14 protein-coding genes are annotated in these 15,881 nt (G+C 70.9%); 2 read left to right on the top strand and 12 right to left on the bottom strand.

The annotated features are described in order from the left end of the window. Positions 1–68: 68 nt before the first annotated feature. Positions 69–995: a helix-turn-helix domain-containing protein gene (locus AC1PME_RS01385; protein ID WP_481097068.1), complete on the top strand. Its 927-nt coding sequence runs from the start codon at positions 69–71 to the stop codon at positions 993–995. 1,120 nt (positions 996–2,115) lie between these two features. Here AC1PME_RS01385 and AC1PME_RS01380 read toward each other — a convergent pair. The 8 genes from AC1PME_RS01380 to AC1PME_RS01345 form a co-directional block, all read right to left on the bottom strand. Next, the gene (locus AC1PME_RS01380) at positions 2,116–3,585 is read right to left on the bottom strand and encodes a benzaldehyde dehydrogenase (RefSeq protein WP_481097067.1); all 1,470 of its coding nucleotides are present in this window, start codon (positions 3,583–3,585) and stop codon (positions 2,116–2,118) included. 41 nt (positions 3,586–3,626) lie between these two features. Continuing rightward, a complete protein-coding gene (locus AC1PME_RS01375; protein ID WP_481097066.1) occupies positions 3,627–4,394 on the bottom strand; it encodes a coniferyl-alcohol dehydrogenase in 768 nt (255 codons plus the stop codon). A 30-nt stretch (positions 4,395–4,424) separates the two neighbouring features. Continuing rightward, positions 4,425–5,438: a SphA family protein gene (locus AC1PME_RS01370; protein WP_429002478.1), complete on the bottom strand. Its 1,014-nt coding sequence runs from the start codon at positions 5,436–5,438 to the stop codon at positions 4,425–4,427. A gap of 184 nt (positions 5,439–5,622) precedes the next feature. Beyond that, complete coding sequence (locus tag AC1PME_RS01365; RefSeq protein ID WP_481098046.1) at positions 5,623–6,108, bottom strand: MarR family winged helix-turn-helix transcriptional regulator; 486 nt, start codon at positions 6,106–6,108, stop codon at positions 5,623–5,625. A 138-nt stretch (positions 6,109–6,246) separates the two neighbouring features. Beyond that, positions 6,247–7,569, bottom strand: coding sequence for a spinster family MFS transporter (locus AC1PME_RS01360; RefSeq protein WP_481097065.1), 1,323 nt, complete (start codon positions 7,567–7,569; stop codon positions 6,247–6,249). Positions 7,570–7,583: 14 nt separating this feature from the next. Then, entirely contained in the window at positions 7,584–8,990 is a 1,407-nt protein-coding gene (locus AC1PME_RS01355) for an alginate export family protein (RefSeq protein WP_481097064.1), read from the bottom strand. 79 nt (positions 8,991–9,069) lie between these two features. Further along, on the bottom strand, positions 9,070–10,935 hold the full coding sequence (locus AC1PME_RS01350) for a feruloyl-CoA synthase (protein ID WP_481097063.1): 1,866 nt from the start codon (positions 10,933–10,935) through the stop codon (positions 9,070–9,072). An 81-nt stretch (positions 10,936–11,016) separates the two neighbouring features. Further along, positions 11,017–11,847 (bottom strand): p-hydroxycinnamoyl CoA hydratase/lyase, encoded by an 831-nt coding sequence (locus AC1PME_RS01345; protein ID WP_254459924.1) that lies wholly within the window; start codon positions 11,845–11,847, stop codon positions 11,017–11,019. Positions 11,848–12,172: 325 nt separating this feature from the next. Between AC1PME_RS01345 and AC1PME_RS01340 the strand changes: the two genes are divergently transcribed. Then, complete coding sequence (locus tag AC1PME_RS01340) at positions 12,173–12,490, top strand: hypothetical protein (RefSeq protein ID WP_307547823.1); 318 nt, start codon at positions 12,173–12,175, stop codon at positions 12,488–12,490. Positions 12,491–12,732: 242 nt separating this feature from the next. Here the strand turns inward: AC1PME_RS01340 and AC1PME_RS01335 are convergent, their stop codons facing one another. The 4 genes from AC1PME_RS01335 to AC1PME_RS01320 form a co-directional block, all read right to left on the bottom strand. Next, positions 12,733–13,620, bottom strand: a complete 888-nt coding sequence (locus tag AC1PME_RS01335; RefSeq protein ID WP_481098045.1) for an alpha/beta hydrolase family protein — start codon at positions 13,618–13,620, stop codon at positions 12,733–12,735. Positions 13,621–13,622: 2 nt separating this feature from the next. Next, positions 13,623–14,771: a DUF3182 family protein gene (locus AC1PME_RS01330; RefSeq protein ID WP_481097062.1), complete on the bottom strand. Its 1,149-nt coding sequence runs from the start codon at positions 14,769–14,771 to the stop codon at positions 13,623–13,625. Beyond that, the gene (locus tag AC1PME_RS01325; protein ID WP_481097061.1) at positions 14,764–14,967 is read right to left on the bottom strand and encodes a hypothetical protein; all 204 of its coding nucleotides are present in this window, start codon (positions 14,965–14,967) and stop codon (positions 14,764–14,766) included. Before AC1PME_RS01325 ends, AC1PME_RS01330 begins: the two co-directional genes overlap by 8 nt. A gap of 181 nt (positions 14,968–15,148) precedes the next feature. Then, complete coding sequence (locus AC1PME_RS01320) at positions 15,149–15,568, bottom strand: hypothetical protein (protein ID WP_254459920.1); 420 nt, start codon at positions 15,566–15,568, stop codon at positions 15,149–15,151. Positions 15,569–15,881 lie beyond the last annotated feature (313 nt).

Raw genomic sequence — 15,881 nt, 5'->3', positions numbered from 1 at the left:
GCACAGTGTTCCGGCTGCGGTGCGTCGAGGACATGGATCATTGCGACCGATTCCGGTACTTTTCGCCGATGCCCCGTACCGCTTCAGCTGCCGTCACGTCACCGGTCACGGTCCCGGCCTTCCGCCTGTACGGCGAGACCGGCGATCGCGAGACGCCAGACCTGTTGCATTGGGAATCCATCGCCGCGCGCAGCCGCCTGCACGACTGGCACATCCGCCCGCACCGCCACGACGACCTGCTGCAATTGCTGTACCTGCAGCGCGGCAGCGCCGGTCTGCACTTGGACGGAACGCAGCAGCGCCTGCGCGGGCCGTGCCTGTTGCTGCTGCCGCCGCTGTGCGTGCACGGCTTCCGCTTCCAGCGCAACGTGCGCGGCCATATCGTGACCGTGTCGGCGCCGCTACGGCAGCGCCTGGCGGCGCAGTGGCCGAGCCTGGACGAAGCGCTGGCGCGGCCGGCGTGCCTGCCCGCGGGCGACCAGCACCCGATGCTGGACGCCTGCTTCGCCGCCATCGCCAGCGAACACGCGCAGCGCCGCCCCGGCCGCGAGCCGATGCTGCAGGCGCTAGCGACGCAGGTCTTGCTCTGGGCGGCGCGCGGCGCGCTGGCGCAGGCCCACGCCGATCCGCACGACGCCGATCGCGGCACGCGCCACCTGCGCGCCTACACCGCGCTGATCGACGCGCATTACCGCGAACACTGGCCGCTGGCCCGCTATGCGGACCGGCTCGGGCTGAGCCGCAGCCATCTCAACGCCCTGTGCCGGCGCCTGGCCGGCGCCTCGGCACTGGAACTGCTGCAGCGCCGGATCATGCTCGAAGCGCGGCGCAGCCTGGTCTACACCACGTTGACCGTGCAACAACTGGCCACGGTGCTGGGTTATGCGGATGCGGCGTATTTCAGCCGCTGCTTCCGCCGGCACGCCGGGTGTTCGCCGATCCAGTTCCGGCAGCGAAGCCAACAGAGCGGGAACCCGTCGTCGCAGGCGCGGTAGCGCACCTGCGGGAAAGGCTTCACTCTCTGCCCATTGGCTCGTACTGCACCTTCCATCTCCCCGCGTCGCGGCTGAAGCCGCTCCCACATCCGCAGCACCAGCACTGTCGGGGCACTGCACTGTGGGAGGGACTTCAGTCCCGACGCGCCGGCCCCGCCTCGCATCTTCATACCTCGCCGCGTCGCGGCTGAAGCCGCTCCCACATCTGCAGCACCCGCAATGTCGGGGCACTGACTGTGGGAGGGACTTCAGTCCCGACGCGCCGGCCCCGCTCCGCATCTTCATACCTCCCCGCGTCGCGGCTGAAGCCGCTCCCACATCCGCAGCACCCGCAATGTCGGGGGCACTGACTGTGGGAGGGACTTCAGTCCCGACGCGCCGGCCCCGCTCCGCATCTTCATACCTCGCCACGTCGCGGCTGAAGCCGCTCCCACATCCGCAGCACCAGCACTGTCAGGGCACTGACTGTGGGAGGGACTTCAGTCCCGACGCGCCGGCCCGCCCCGCATCTTCATACCTCGCCGCGTCGCGGCTGAAGCCGCTCCCACATCCGCAGCACCGGCACTGTCCGGGCACTGCACTGTGGGAGGGACTTCAGTCCCGACGCGCCGGCCCCGCTCCGCATCTTCATACCACCCCGCGTCGCGGCTGAAGCCGCTCCCACATCCGCAGCACCCGCAATGTCGGGGCACTGACTGTGGGAGGGACTTCAGTCCCGACGCGCCGGCCCCGCCTCGCATCTTCATACCTCCCCGCGTCGCGGCTGAAGCCGCTCCCACAATCCGCAGCACCAGCACTGTCAGGGCACTGCACTGTGGGAGGGACTTCAGTCCCGACGCGCCGGCCCCGCCTCGCATCTTCATACCTCGCCGCGTCGCGGCTGAAGCCGCTCCCACATCTACAGCACCAGCACTGTCGGGGCACTGCACTGTGGGAGGGACTTCAGTCCCGACGCGTTATCGATGGTCGGCCATTCCCGTGTCGGTCGTCGCGGCTTCAGCCGCGACCAGGGATTCCAACCCACACGCGAACCGGCCAAGCGCGATTCCTTTGCTTGATTCCTGTGCTGGTCGGCCAGACGCATCGCCGGGCGCCACACCGACGCCCGGCGAACCCACACTCAGAACGGATACTGCGGCGCGCTGTCCTGGATCGTCACCCATTGCCAGTGCGTGTACTGGCCCCAGTCGGCCGGGCCGCCCATGCTGGTGCCGTTGCCGGAGGCGCCGGTGCCGCCGAACGGGTTGGTGACTTCGTCGGCCACGGTCTGGTCGTTGATGTGCAGCAGGCCGGTGTGCAGACGTTCGCCCAGCGCCATCGCGCGGCCCACCGAGGCCGACAGGATGCCGGCCGACAGGCCGTACTCGGTCTGGTTGGCCAGCGCCACCGCCTCGTCGTCGCTGTCGAAGGCGATCACGTTGGCGACCGGGCCGAACACTTCCTCCTCGAACGCCGGCATGCCCGGCTGCACGTTCGACAGCACCGTGGCCGCGTAGAACAGGCCGTCGTGGGTGCCGCCGGCCTCGACCACGGCGCCCGCCGCCACCGAGGCATCGACCACCTCCTTGACGTGCTGCAGCTGGCGCTGGTCGATGATCGGGCCGAGCGCGACGTGCGCGGTGGCCGGGTCGCCGACCGGCAGATGCCGCGCCTTCTCCGCAAGGCGCCGGGTCAGTTCGGCGGCGATGCGGCGCTGGACCAGCACGCGGCCGGTAGCCATGCAGATCTGGCCCTGGTGGAAGTACGCGCCGAAGGCGATCGCCGACACCGCCTTGTCCAGGTCGGCATCGTCGAGCACGATCAGCGAATTCTTGCCGCCCAGCTCCAGCGCGGTCTTCTTCAGGTGCTTGCCGGCCAGCTCGCCGATGCGGCGGCCGGCGGCGGTGGAACCGGTGAACGCGATCATCGGCACGCCAGGCGCCTCGACCAGCGCCTGGCCGGCGTCCGCGCCGCCCGGCAGCACGTGCAGCAGGCCCTTCGGCAGGCCGGCCTGCTGCAGCACTTCGGCGATGACGAAGCCGCCAGCGTACGGCGTGCGCGGATCGGGCTTGAGCACCACCGCATTGCCGACCGCCAGCGCCGGCGCCACCGAGCGCAGCGACAGCACCAGCGGGAAGTTGAACGGCGAGATCACCCCGACCACGCCCAGCGGCAGGCGCCGCGCCAGGCTCAGCCGGCGCGGCGCGGTCGGCAGCACCTGGCCCTGCGCCTGCAGCGGCATCGCCGCGGCCTGCTGCAGCAGCACGATCGCCTCGCGCACCTCGTGCTCGCCCTTGGGTAGGATGCCGCCGGTCTCGCGGGCGATCAGCGCCGCGGCCGCGGCCGCGTGCTGCTGCAGCACCTGCGCGGCGCGATGGAACACCGCCGCGCGCTCGCGCGGCGGCGTGGCCGCCCAGGCGCGCTGCGCCTCGCGCGCCTGCGCCACCGCCGCGCTCACATCGGCCGCATTGGCCTGGCCGACGCGATGCAGCGGCGTGCCGCTGCCCGGTTCGATTACCTCGAGAACGCCGCCCTGGGCGGCGATCCACTCGCCATTGAAAATGCGCTCGCTCCAGGTGGACGCGGCGGCCAGGGGTTCGGTGCTGTGCATGCTGTGTACTCGCGTGGAAAGGAAAGAAGAGAGGGGCGCGCTCAGAGGGACGTGGCGGCCAGGCCGCCGTCCACCGGCAGGTTGACGCCGTTGATCCAGCGCGCCGCATCGGAGGCCAGGAACACCACCGCCTCGGCGACTTCGTCGGCATAGGCCGGACGCTTCATCTTGCCGGCGTCGGCCTGGACCCGCTCGGGCCCGAGCATGGTGACGAAATCGCCCAGGATCGGCGTGAACACCGGGCCCGGCGCGACGCTGTTGACGCGCACCGAATGCGCGGCGAACCAGTCGCGCGAGCGCAGCAGCGTCCACACGATCAGCGCCTCCTTGAAATACTGGTAGCACGTCGCCTGCGGCACCGGATGCGCCGCCAGCCAGTCGTGGCCGGCGGCGTAGCTGTCGGTGGCGGCCAGTTGCTTGTGCAGGTCCAGCCGTTGCGGCCACTCCGCGCCGAGGATCGAGGCGATGTTGATGATGCTGCCGCCGGGCACGATGCGCGGCAGCAGCGCCTGGCTGAGGTGGCGCAGGCCCAGGTAGTTGACCTTGGCCACCACGTCCACCGGTGCGGTGCCGGGCACGCCGGCGATGTTGGCCAGCGCATCGATGCGCTCGGGCAACTGCGCCACCAGCGCGTCGATCGAGGCCGGATCGCCCAGGTCGGCCTGGTGGAAGCCGTGCAGGGTCATGTTGACCGGCTGGCGATCGATGCCGATCACCGTGGCGCCGTGGAAGCGCGCCAGGCGCGCGACCTCGGCGCCGATGCCGGAGGCCACGCCGGTGACGAGGAGGGTCTTGTTGTGCAGGTTCATGGCAGCGCGTTTCCGTTGCGGGGTTGGGCGTCAGAAGACGTGGACGTATTGCAGGTTGACGTTGTCGCCGGAGGGCGCGTTCTTGACCTCCACCGGCATGTAGAAGTTGGCGTTGAAGATGTTCTTCTGGTCGATCCGCCACGACAGGCCCGGCCCCAGGTAGAACTGGGTCTGCTTGCTGTCGGCCACGCGCTGGCCGTTGGTGCGGTTGTCGCGCAGCTGCTTGAGGTAGTAGCCGTTGATGCCCAGGTGCAGGCCATTGACCACTTCCAGCGAGCTGGCGAAGTTGAGCCAGGCGGCGTCGCCGGCCTGGCCGTTGCGGAACACGAAGCCGTCGCCCTGCGGCACGTTGGAGGCCTTGTCGGCGCGGAAGTTGTAGATGTAGTTCAGGCGCCCGCTGATCTCCCAGCGCGGCGTGGGCAGGATGCTGAAGGCCCAGCTCGGCAGCACCGACCAGTAGCCCGCGCCCTGGTTGACGTCGCGGTTGCGGTCGAACTTGCCGATCGGCACCAGCGCATCCAGTTCGAAACGCTGCGAGAACACCGGGCGGCCGTCGCGGATCACCGGCGCCATCTGCAGGTACGGGCCGATGGTCAGGTCGCCCAGGCCGAGGCCGTTGTCGCGCAGCGCCACCGGGCTGTCGTACGCGAACGAGGTGTCCAGATCGACCAGCGCGGCCAGCGCGGTGATGCCGAGGGAGCCGCCGAACAACTTGTAGTCGCTGAGGTAGGCGACCTGGGTGACCCAGACCGAGGAACCGATGTGCGGATCGCGGAACACCGGCACGTCGTCGCCGTGCGCGTCCTTGATCGCATCGAAGTCGTAGCGGCGCAGGTACTGGATCGCGGTCCAGCCCGGATTGGGCTTGCTGAAGCCATCGAAGAAACTGGTCCCTCCGGTGTTGATGCCGGTCGGCAGGGTGGCGCTCTGCGGCACCGATTGCGCCGCGGCCGGCGCGACCCAGGCGATGGCCGACAGGGCGAGCAGGGACGCGCGGGCGCGGGCACGCGGCGACGACGGAACACGAAAACGGGCACGCTTCACGGGCAGGCACTCCAAGCAAAAGGGGAACGGCGGGGTGCGGGGGGACAGGAACGCGGACAGGCGCCGCCGTGCGCAGGGCGCGGCCACGCGGCGACGCGCGCGGTCAGCGGGACGCTGGCGGCGGGTCGGGAATCAGCAAGGAAAAAGGACGGACGGCAGGTGCCAGCCGCGCCGTGGGCGACCGCTACAGACGCTCGAGCGCGTCCACCTGGTCCAACCGGTCCAGCGCCTGCAGCAGCGCGCGTGCCGAGGTCGCCCCCAACGCGCCGCCGAGCTGCTGCTCCATGCGCACCACCTCGGCTTCGGCCTGCGCCAGCAGCGCCGTGCCGGGCGCGGTCAGGTGCAGGTGCTGCATGCGCCGATCCTGGCGCCCGCGCACCTGCCGCAGCAGTTTGCGCTTGACCAGGCGCGCCACGACGATGGCCAGGTTCGGCGGCGACACGCTCAGCACTTCGCCCAACTGGCGCTGATTGATGCCCGGGTTGGCGTCCACCAGCACCAGCAGCGAATACTCCACCGGTTTCAGCTCGAAGGCGCGCACGCACTCCTGGAACAGGCGCCGCACCTGCAGTTCGGTGCGGGTGATGCGGTAGCCGATCAGGCTGGTCAGGCGTCGCTGGTCCACGCTGTCCACCGTGTGCGGATCGGCGGGCAACGCGCTGCTGGACATCTCGGGACTGGGTTTCGAACTCACTGCGCTTCCTGCAAGGGGCTTCCTGCGAACAGGCCACGGCGGATGCGCGCGCATCCATCGGCGCCGGCCGGCAGCGCCGTCGCCGTTGCATTGTAGGGGCATGGCCGCGCATGGTCACAACGCCGCGTCCACGCGCCGCAGCAGCGCCCGGTACGGCGCGGACGCGCTCCACAGGCACAACGCGCCGAGCAGCGCCGCGCCCATGCACACCACGCCCAGCGACAAACCGACCTGGCGCTCGTCGCCGAGCACGTGATCGGTGCCCAGCGCCACCAGGTACGGGCCCAGGCCCAGCCCGATCAGGTTGACCAGCAGCAGGTAGATCGAGGTGACCTGGCCGCGCAGGCGGTTGGGGGTGACCGCCTGCAGGATCGCCGGCGCCAGCGCCACCGGCATGCCCAGCACGAACGTGGTCAGCGCGATCGCCGCCAGCGCCGGCCACGGCCCCGGCGCGACCGCGAACAGGGCGCTGCTGACCACCAGCAGCAAGGCCCCGACCAGCGAGATCTTCAGCGCCGCGTCGCGGTTGCCGCGCGCGGCCAGGCGGTCGGCGAGGAAGCCGCTGAACAGCATGCCGGCGATGCCGAAGGTGAGGATGATGATGCCGTAGGCCGGGCCGATCTCGCCCGGGGTCCACTGCCAGCGGCGGATGAAGGTGGCCGGCAGCCAGGCGGTGATGCCGAAGGTGATCATCGCGATCACGCCGTTGGCCAGGAACAGCGCCACGTACACCCGCGCGTTGTCGCGCAGATGGCTCAGGTCCGGGCGCACGCTGGGCACTGCCGCGGCCTGCTCGCGCCGCGCCGGCTCGCGCACCGTGGCCATCAGCGCGATCACCGCCAGCCCGGGCAGCGCGACCAGGATGAAGGCCGCCTGCCAGGGCCGGAAGCTGCCCAGCAACGGCAGCACCACCGTGCTCTCCTTGCTGGTGGCCGCGATCACCAGGCCGCCGACGATGAACGCCGCCGCCGAGCCGATGTAGACGCCGGAGGTGTAGACGCTCATCGCCCGCGCGCGCTTTTCCGGCGGGAAGTAGTCGGCCAGCATCGAGTACGCCGCCGGCGACAGCGAGGCCTCGCCGACGCCGACGAACACCCGCGCCATGAACAAGGTGAAGAAGCTGGTGACGTAGGCGCCGGCCGCGGTCGCCGCGATCCACACCACCACGCCCAGCACGATCAGGTTGCGGCGGTTGCGGCGGTCGGCGACGCGCCCCAGCATCACCCCGATCAGCGTATAGAACACCGCGAAGGCGAAGCCGTGGACCAGGCTGAAGGCCGAGTCGGACAACTGCAGGTCGCGCTTGATCGGCTGCACCAGCAGGCCCAGGATCTGCCGGTCGACGAAGGACAGGGTGTAGGCCAGCAACAGCACGAGCGTGACGTACCACGCATACAGCGGGCGGTACGGCGCAGGCGATAGCAGCGGATCGCGCATGGGAAGGCTCCGGCTCAGAAACGCAAGGTCAGGAAGGGGGCGATGTAGAAGTAGTCGCGGCCGCGGACCGCACCCTCGCGCAGGAACGGGCCGGCCTGGGTGTAGTGGGCGTACACGTCCAGGCTGGCGAAGGCGTTGAAGCGGTACTTCACCCACAGCACCGAGCGCGTGCCGATATCGCGCGCGTCGTTGGCGTCGCCCGGCTGCAGCACCCGCCAGCCGGCCGCGTAGACGCCGTCGTGCAGGCTCTGCCGCTGCAGCTTGAGCACGTACATGTCGATCCACAGCCGGTCGCTGGGACGCAGCACCAGTTCCGGGCCCACCGCACGCACGTTGCTGCTGATCATGCTGCCGTCGAACACCGAGGCGCGCGCGTACAGGCCGTTGAAGGTGTTCAGTTCGCCATCGCGCGGATCGCGGTCGCCGGAAGAGACCTCCATGCGCCAGCCCAGGCGCGGCGTCCACGCGGTCTTGGCGAAGGTGTAGCCGCCGAACAGCGTGCCCTGCCAGGCGCGCACGCGCTGGCCGGCGAAATGGCCGCGCTGGCCGATCAGTTCCAGGTCGTAGTCCCAGCCCTGCACGGCGCCGCTCAGCCGTGTGGACAGGGTGTGCCGATGCTCCTCGCCGACCACGCCGCCATAGCGGCGCCCGTCCTGCACGGTGTCCAGGTACAGGGTTTCCAGCAGCGCCGCCTTCGGCTGGCTGGGCGACAGCGGCACTTCGGCGTGCGCGCCCCACAGGCGCTGGTCGCGGTTGCTGCGGTCGTCGAAACTGCCGGTGCGGGTCAGCACCGGCCGCCCCCACAGCAGGCCGCCACTCCAGCGCGGCTGCCGGGTCAGCAGGCGCACCGCGTCGAACGGCATGCGCGAATTGGCCGGGTCGCGCGGGTCGAGCAGGCGCTGCCAGGCGTAGGCGATCTGCTGGCGACCGGCGCGCAGGCGCCAGGCAGGCTGCTGCTGTCCGTCGGACAGTTCGACGAAGCCCTGCGCCAGATCCAGCGGGTTACGGTCGGTGGCCTGCACCGGCCGCGTCTGCAGGCCGGCGACCCGGCTGTCGGCGAGTTCGCCGAACAGGCGCACGTAGGCCGAGGGCCGATAGTCGGCCCAAAGCCGCAGGCGCTGCTGCACGTAGCCGTGCGGATCGGTGGCGAAGCGGCCGAAGCCGGCATGCTCGCGGTAGTCGTACAGCGTGCGGCTCTCGCCGCCGAGGCTGAGCCAGCCGTCGCCGACCGGGATGTACTTCCACTTCTCCCAGCCCTCGCGCGGACGCTCGGCCAGCGCCGAATAGTCTTCCTGATCGGCCAGCAGCTTGCCCTGCGGGCCGTTGGGTTCGGCATCGGCCTGGGCGCAGCCGACGCTGCACAACACGGCCAGGCACACGGTACGTGGCGCACGAAGGGCGCGCGCATGAGACACAGTCATCGATTCCCTCCCAAGTCTCGAAGCCAGTGGTGCGAAGAAGCGCGATCCCGCTATTCGGTACCGCGGCCGGGCGGCCTGGTCATGACGGCGGCGCCGCGACCGCGCCCGGCGTGGTGCCGGCGTAGAGCTGTTCGACCAGCGCCGCACGGGCACGCAGCACGTTGCGCTGATTGATCGAACCCTTGTCGGTGATTTCGCCCGCTTCCAGGTTCGGCGGTTGTTCCAGCCACGCCGCGTGCGCGACATGGCTGGCACTGCCGGTGGCGCTGCGGTTGAGCGTGTCGAGCAGGCGCTGCAGCCAGGCGCGCACCGGGGGCGCCTGCAGGACCTGCGCCGCCCCGGCTTGCGCGGGCAGCCCCGCCAGCGCCTGCAGCGCGTCCAGCCGCGGGAACAGCAGCAGGCCGATGGCGTCGCGGTCGGCGCCGGTGACCACCACGTCCTGCACGTAGGCGGCGCCTTCCATCAGCACCCGCGTGCGCAACGGGCCGACGCTGACGAACACGCCGGAGGACAGCTTGAAGTCCTCGGCCAGGCGCCCGTCGAACAGCAGGCCGCGCTCGGGATGCTGCGGATCGATCGGCTTGAGCGCGTCGCCGGAGCGGTAGAAGCCTTCCTCGTCGAAGGCCTCGGCGCTCTGCTGCGGCGCGTTCCAGTAGCCGGGCATCACGTGCGGGCCGCGGAAGCGCGCTTCCAGCTTGTCGCCGACCGGCACCAGCTTGACCTCGCAGCCCGGCGCCGGCACGCCGACGTCGCCGGGCGTGTTGCTGGTGCCGTGGGTGAAGGTGCACGAGGGCGCGCACTCGGTCATGCCCAGGCCGGCAAGCATGCGGATGCGCTCGCCGCAATGCGCCTCGGCGATGCGCTCCAGGCGGTCCCAGACCTCCTGCGACAGCGCCGCGGCGGCGAAGAAGAACATGCGCATCCGCGACAGGAAGGTCTCGCGCAGCGCCGCATCCTGTTCCAGCGCCTGCGCCAGCTGCTCCCAGCCGCGCGGCACGCTCAGGTACACGGTGGGTGCGATCTCGCGCAGGTTGCGCAGGGTCTGCTCGAACAGCGCCGGGGTCGGCTTGCCGTCGTCGAGGTAGAAGCTGCCGCCGTTGTACAGGGCGATGCCGATGTTGTGGCTGCCGCCGAAGGTGTGGTTCCACGGCAGCCAGTCGACCAGCACCGGCGTCTCGCCGAGCACCGGGAAGGTCTGCAGCAGCATCTGCTGGTTCGCGCACAGCATGCGCTGGGTGGTGATCACCGCCTTGGGCAACAGGGTGGAGCCGGAGGTGAACAGGAACTTGGCGATGCTGTCCGGGCCGCAGGCGGCGAAGGCGGCATCCGCGGCGTCCAGCGCGCGCGGCGCCAACAGGTCCTCGAAGCGCAGGCAGGCGCGGTCGCCCAGCGCGCCGCGCACGCACACCGCCGGCACGTCGGCGGGAAACACCGCGGCGATGGCCGCGGCGAACGCGTCGCCGTCGCTGGCGAACAGCAGCCCGGGGCGCAGCACCTCGGCCACATGCCGCAGCTTGGCGAAGTCGCGCGACAGCAGCGCATAGCCCGGCGACACCGGGCAGTACGGAATGCCGGCGTACATCGCCGCGAACGCCAGCTGCAGGTGTTCCAGATCGTTGCCGGACAGGATCGCCAGCGGCCGCTGCGCCGACAGGCCCATGTCCAGCAGGTGCGCGGCGATGCGGCGGGTGCGCTCGAGCATCTGCGCGTAGCTCAGGCGCCGCCACTGCCCGTCCTCGTCGCGCTGCGCCACGAAGGTGGCATCGGGTGTGTGCAGCGCCCAGTGCTGCAGGCGTTGCAGCAGGTGCCTGGGCAGCGGCGCCAGGGGTTCGCGCGCGCGCAGGCGCAGCACGCCGTCGGCATCGCGGTGGACCTCGGTATCCGCGTGGCTCAGTCCGACAGGACGGTAGCACGCGGCGGTGGCAACGGACTCAGCGGCATTCATCGGAACCATCCGGAGAAGAGAGACGGCACGGCCAGCGGCAGCGCCGCCGCGGCCCCGCGGGGCCGCAGGCGACGCGCCGGGTCAGCGCTTGTAGGTCTGCAGACCGGGCTTGATGGTTTTGTCGTCCAGGAACTGCTTCAGGCCCTGTTGCCGGCCCTTCTCGGGATCGCGGTGATTGGACTGGTCGACCTTGGCGTACAGGTAGTCCTCGTTCTGCTCCCAGGTCAGTTCGCGGCAGCGCTTGAAGCCGTGCTTGGCGAAGCGCAGCACCACCGGGTTCTTCTGCTGCAGTTCCTGCGCCAGCTTGGTCACCTCGGCGCGCAGCTGCGCGCGCGGCACGCTGGCGTTGACCAGGCCCATCTGCGCCGCCTCGGGGCCGGTGAAGGTGCGTCCGGTCATGATGTAGAGCAGGGCGTTGCGGTGGCCCATGGTGTCGGCGACGGCCTTGCTGACCAGGTTGCCCGGGGGAATGCCCCAGTTGATCTCCGACAGGCCGAACACCGCCTCGTCGGCGGCGATGGCCAGGTCGCAGGCCACCAGCGGCGAGAACGCGCCGCCGAAGCACCAGCCGTTGACCGCGGCGATGGTCGGCTTGCTGTAGAAGCGCAGCAGGCGCCACTGCCACTGCGAACAGTCGCGGCGCATGCGCTCCTGCACGATCTCTTCCTTGCCGTCGGTCTCGCGGAAGTATTCCTTCAGGTCCATGCCGGCCGACCAGGATTCGCCGGCGCCGGTCAGCACCAGCACTTCGGCGCTGCTGTCCAGTTCCAGGGTCTCCAGCACGTCGATCATCTCGCGGTTGAGCGTGGGGCTCATCGCGTTGCGCTTGTCCGGGCGGTTCAGGGTGACCCAGGCGATGCCTGCGTCGATCTCGACTTGGACGGTCTGCCAGCGGTCTTGGTAGCTGCTCATGGATAGGCCTGCATGGGGAGGGGGAGGAGTGGATCACTTATGTCTGACAATAGTTATAGATCATCACCATTTCGGCGCAAGCTGCAGTGCAGCATGGCGCGGCGCGGTGGCGGGACCGTGTCGGCATGCCCGTGGGGCGGCGCCGCGGCAACCGCGAGACCACGATCCGCGGGGCGTCGAGAAGGGTGCAGGCCATCCCATGACGCCAGATCCGCGGAGGTGTCTGCGCGTGACTTCACGCGCGGCGAACGCAATCCTCACGGCCGGCGTTCAGTCCCGGGTTAGCATCCGGGCCACAGGGGATCGTCGACACCGGGGTGATGTCATGCACACCGTCTCCGCGCTTGACCAACCGACCCGCGCTCGCGCCAGCATCGATCTGGACGCCGAGATGGCGTACTGGCGGCAGGCCCATGCCGAGGGCCGCCTCGGCCACCAGGGTTTCGCCGACTACGCGCAGTTGCTGAAGATCGGCTACGACGTCTATCTGGCCTACCCGCGCGCCAACGAGGCGCAGCTGTATCGGGTACTGCAGGACGCCTACCACCAGTGCGCGCCGATGCTGTCGGTGCCATGGGACGAGGCGCGCTGGCTGGTCCGGCATGCCTGGCAGCACCTGGCGCATTCGAGCCGGCGTCACTGAGGGACAGGTCTTGCGGCGCGCGGCGCCACTCCCTTAGGAGCGGCTTCAACCGCGACCGAGCGTTCCCGGTGAAGCCCGTCGCGGCTGAAGCCGCTCCTGCAGCGAGGGCTTCCGTAGTGACGGGATGTGCGTGCAAGACGCCGTCTGTTGGCGCAGCGCGCGACAACCGGACAGCGCGGCGTCGCGCGTGCGCGGCACCTGCGCTGCACGCGCAACGGTTGCACGCCTCATGCGTGCTGCGCTCAACGCGTCGGCGGCGGCGAAGCGCTGCGCTCCTTCGCTGTCAGGCGGCCATGGAACGCGTTCGAGCCCTTGCCCGGCGCGGTCGCCGCCTGGCCCTCGCTGTGCTTGAGACGCTGCTTGCGCTGTTCGACCAGGCGGCTGGCCAGGGCCACGCGACGCCCGATCACCATGTCGGTCAGCCAGTCGATCAGGTAGCGCGTGTAGGCGGCCTGATGCGCCTTGTCGGTCAGCGCGTGATCGGCGCCGGCGATCGTGCGCGTGGTCAACGAGCGCGCGAGGGAGAACGCCGCCGCGTAGTTGCGCAGCACCTGCCCCGGCACGATCACGTCGCGCTCGGCCTCCACCAGCAGCACATCGCCGCCGAAGCGCGCGCAGGCGGCCAGGGCGCGGTTGTCGGTGGGCGCCACCGCACGGTGCCGGTACGGCATCAGCTCCGGATCGCGGTTCAGCGCCACCTTCGGCCCATCCCAGTGCGCGTCCTTGTACAGCGCCGGCGAGCGCAGCGCCAGCCATTCCACCGGCCGCTCCAGCGTCAGCAATGCAGCAAGGTAGCCGCCGTAGCTCAGGCCCACCACCGCGATCGCCTCCGGATCCACCTGCGGCGACGCCGCCAGGCGGTCGTAGGCGGCCTTGATGTCGTCCAGGTTCTGCGCGCGCGTCACCGTCTCGCGCATCGACGCCAAGCCCTCGTGGCCGCGCAGGTCGAAGGTCAGGCACACGCAGCCCAGGCCGGCCGCCTCGCGCGCGCGCACCAGGTTGTGGTGCTGGTTGCCGCCCCAGCCATGCACGAACAGCACGCCGGGCAGGCGATCGGTCGGGGTCAGCAGGGTGCCGCTCAGCGCCGTGCCGTCGACCGGGATGTCGATGCTGGAGAGTTCTGCTTCCATCGTCATTGCGCGCTGCGCATGTAGCGGTACTTGGTCAGCAGGCCGATCTGCGGCGCCTCGCCGACATAATAGACCTGGGCCCCGGCCGGGGGCGGCGGCTGCGCGCCGTAGCGCTCGACGGTGGCCGCGATCACCCGCTGCAGCGTCGGCGCCTGCTGGAACGCGGCGACCGCGGCCAGTTCCGCCGGCGTGGCGCCGCCCACGCGCCAGGACTGCTCCAGCACGCCGCAGACGGAGGTGCCGTCCTGCACGACTCCGTCGATCACGTCGTAGTTGCGCCGCGACGCGAAGAAGCCCGGATAGGCCGCGGCCACCAGACGGTCGTAGTCGCGCGCCTTCATGACCGCGGTGCGCTGCCGGGGCGGCAATGCCTGCTCCAGCAACGTCGCGAGGGTGCCGCGGATCACATGCAGTTCCGAGCCGCCATACGCCTCGCGGCCGCGGCCGTCGCGGGTGACCGTCTGCGTGCCGCAATAGGCGATGGTCACGCCGGCGCAGTGCATCTCACCGACGCTGAAGGTGGTGGGCTGCTGCAGATGCCGCTCCAGCACCACGCCGTGCCGGGTCAACTCCGCCGCGGGCAGCCGCGCCAGCGCCGCCTCCAGCGCCGATGCGTCGTCAAGCAGCACCTGCCCCATGCCGCCGACCCCGTGCGACAGCTTCAGCCGCACCGGCCCGCCCTGGCGCAGGCGCGCATACGCGCGCCGCGCGTCGGCCGCGTTGAAGGCGGTGTAGCCGGGCAGCGTCACCGCCGCCAGCGCCGCGCCCAGCGCCGGTTGCCACCCGGCCGGCGCCTGTGCGTCGGCGTCCACCAGGGGATGGCTGATCGCCTTGGTGGCGACGAAGGCATGCGGCACCACGCCGCCGAGCAGGTCGGCGGCGCTGCGCACGCCCAGGTGCGCGGCATGCGCGGCGGTCAGGGTCTCGTCCGGCACGTAGAACCCGCCGACGCCGGCGGCGACGCGGTCGTCGTGCAGCGGCAGGCGCATCAGCCGCGCCACCTCGGCGACCACCCAGGCATGGGTGACCGCCTCGTGACCCTCGGGCGAAGACCCACGCAGGTGGAAGGCGCGCACGTTGCTGTGCGCGGCGGGAACCGCCGCCTGCGCGGCCCCTTGCGGCACATCGGCAGGCCGGGGCGCCTCACCCATGTCCCACCCCACGCAGCAGCAGGACGATGACCAGGGCCAGGCCCAGCAGCAGGGCCGCCGCCGCCAACCAGCGGCCCAGGCGCAGTTGCCGCCACCATGCCGCCGCTTCGGACGCGCCGCTGGCGGTGGGACCGGGCGTCGGGTCGCGGCCGCGCGAGGCCGGTGGCGCGGCGGAGGGACGATCGTCGTGAGCCATGCGCCCAGGCTGTGGCGCATGCCGTGGTATGCGGGTGAACGCAGCGTGGTGCGCGCGTCAGCGCGTGTGCAGGACGCGCGTGCCGTGGCGATGCCGCGGCAAGAATCGCGCACGATGGGGCAGGATGCCGGCAGCGCTCGGCCGTTGCGACGATGCGGGCGTGGCGGCGCCCCGCCGTGTCTCAGGCGACCGCAGCGTGCGCGGGCAGTTGCGCGTCGATCCGGTGCTTGCCGGCCAGGGCCTGCATGCCCTGCAGCGTCGCCCGGATCGCACTGGCGTAGCCGCTGCGCCACAACTCGGCACGCGACTGCCGCGACGGGGCCGCATTCAGCGCCAGCGCGAAGACCTGCACGCGCGGATCGGCCAGCGCGGCGCGCTGCAGGAACGGCTGCTCCGGCGCGATCACGTCCACCGGCGCCAGCCACGCGTCGGCGACCAGGTCGGCGACACCGGCGCGGTGCGAGAGCTGATGCATGGCGCTGAGCGTCTCGTGCAGCATTTCCAGGCACGCCCACTGCCACAGCGCGGCCTTGTGCTGGGGGTCGGCCTGGTCCAGGGCGGACAAGGCGCCATCGACATGGTCGAGACGAAGATCCTGCATGGCCGACTCCACGGACACAGCGCTACGGTCCGCCCATTCTGCGCGGCGAAAGTGAGCGTAACGTGAGCCGTGCGGCGCGGCCGGCGTGCCTGCGGTCACAGCGTGCGCAACGCGGCCGGGCCGGGCGACGGGCCTTGCGTATACTGGCCCACCGCGCCGCTGTGCGCGTGCCCGCTCCTACGTTGTCGCTCATGACGCCACCCTGACACCCGCGCCTCGCATCGGTCCGCCTTCCACGGCAGGCCGCGGGTTACTGATTCGTCCATCGAACACAGCGCTGCCCCACGCCAGGGGCGGTGTCAGGAGCGTTTAC

The sequence above is a fragment of the Xanthomonas sp. NCPPB 901 genome (genome assembly GCF_056725085.1).
Note: the sequence above shows the minus strand (reverse complement) of the source record. Positions and strands in the feature narration are given on the sequence as shown.

Bases quoted from the DNA above. Each gene is read 5' to 3' on its own strand.
- AC1PME_RS01335 (WP_481098045.1), bottom strand. From the start codon at position 13,620: ATGGAAGCAGAACTCTCCAGCATCGACATCCCGGTCGACGGCACGGCG.
- AC1PME_RS01350 (WP_481097063.1), bottom strand. From the start codon at position 10,935: ATGAATGCCGCTGAGTCCGTTGCCACCGCCGCGTGCTACCGTCCTGTC.
- AC1PME_RS01320 (WP_254459920.1), bottom strand. From the start codon at position 15,568: ATGCAGGATCTTCGTCTCGACCATGTCGATGGCGCCTTGTCCGCCCTG.
- AC1PME_RS01330 (WP_481097062.1), bottom strand. From the start codon at position 14,771: ATGGGTGAGGCGCCCCGGCCTGCCGATGTGCCGCAAGGGGCCGCGCAG.
- AC1PME_RS01375 (WP_481097066.1), bottom strand. From the start codon at position 4,394: ATGAACCTGCACAACAAGACCCTCCTCGTCACCGGCGTGGCCTCCGGC.
- AC1PME_RS01380 (WP_481097067.1), bottom strand. From the start codon at position 3,585: ATGCACAGCACCGAACCCCTGGCCGCCGCGTCCACCTGGAGCGAGCGC.
- AC1PME_RS01345 (WP_254459924.1), bottom strand. From the start codon at position 11,847: ATGAGCAGCTACCAAGACCGCTGGCAGACCGTCCAAGTCGAGATCGAC.
- AC1PME_RS01325 (WP_481097061.1), bottom strand. From the start codon at position 14,967: ATGGCTCACGACGATCGTCCCTCCGCCGCGCCACCGGCCTCGCGCGGC.
- AC1PME_RS01365 (WP_481098046.1), bottom strand. From the start codon at position 6,108: ATGTCCAGCAGCGCGTTGCCCGCCGATCCGCACACGGTGGACAGCGTG.
- AC1PME_RS01355 (WP_481097064.1), bottom strand. From the start codon at position 8,990: ATGACTGTGTCTCATGCGCGCGCCCTTCGTGCGCCACGTACCGTGTGC.
- AC1PME_RS01340 (WP_307547823.1), top strand. From the start codon at position 12,173: ATGCACACCGTCTCCGCGCTTGACCAACCGACCCGCGCTCGCGCCAGC.
- AC1PME_RS01360 (WP_481097065.1), bottom strand. From the start codon at position 7,569: ATGCGCGATCCGCTGCTATCGCCTGCGCCGTACCGCCCGCTGTATGCG.
- AC1PME_RS01385 (WP_481097068.1), top strand. From the start codon at position 69: ATGCCCCGTACCGCTTCAGCTGCCGTCACGTCACCGGTCACGGTCCCG.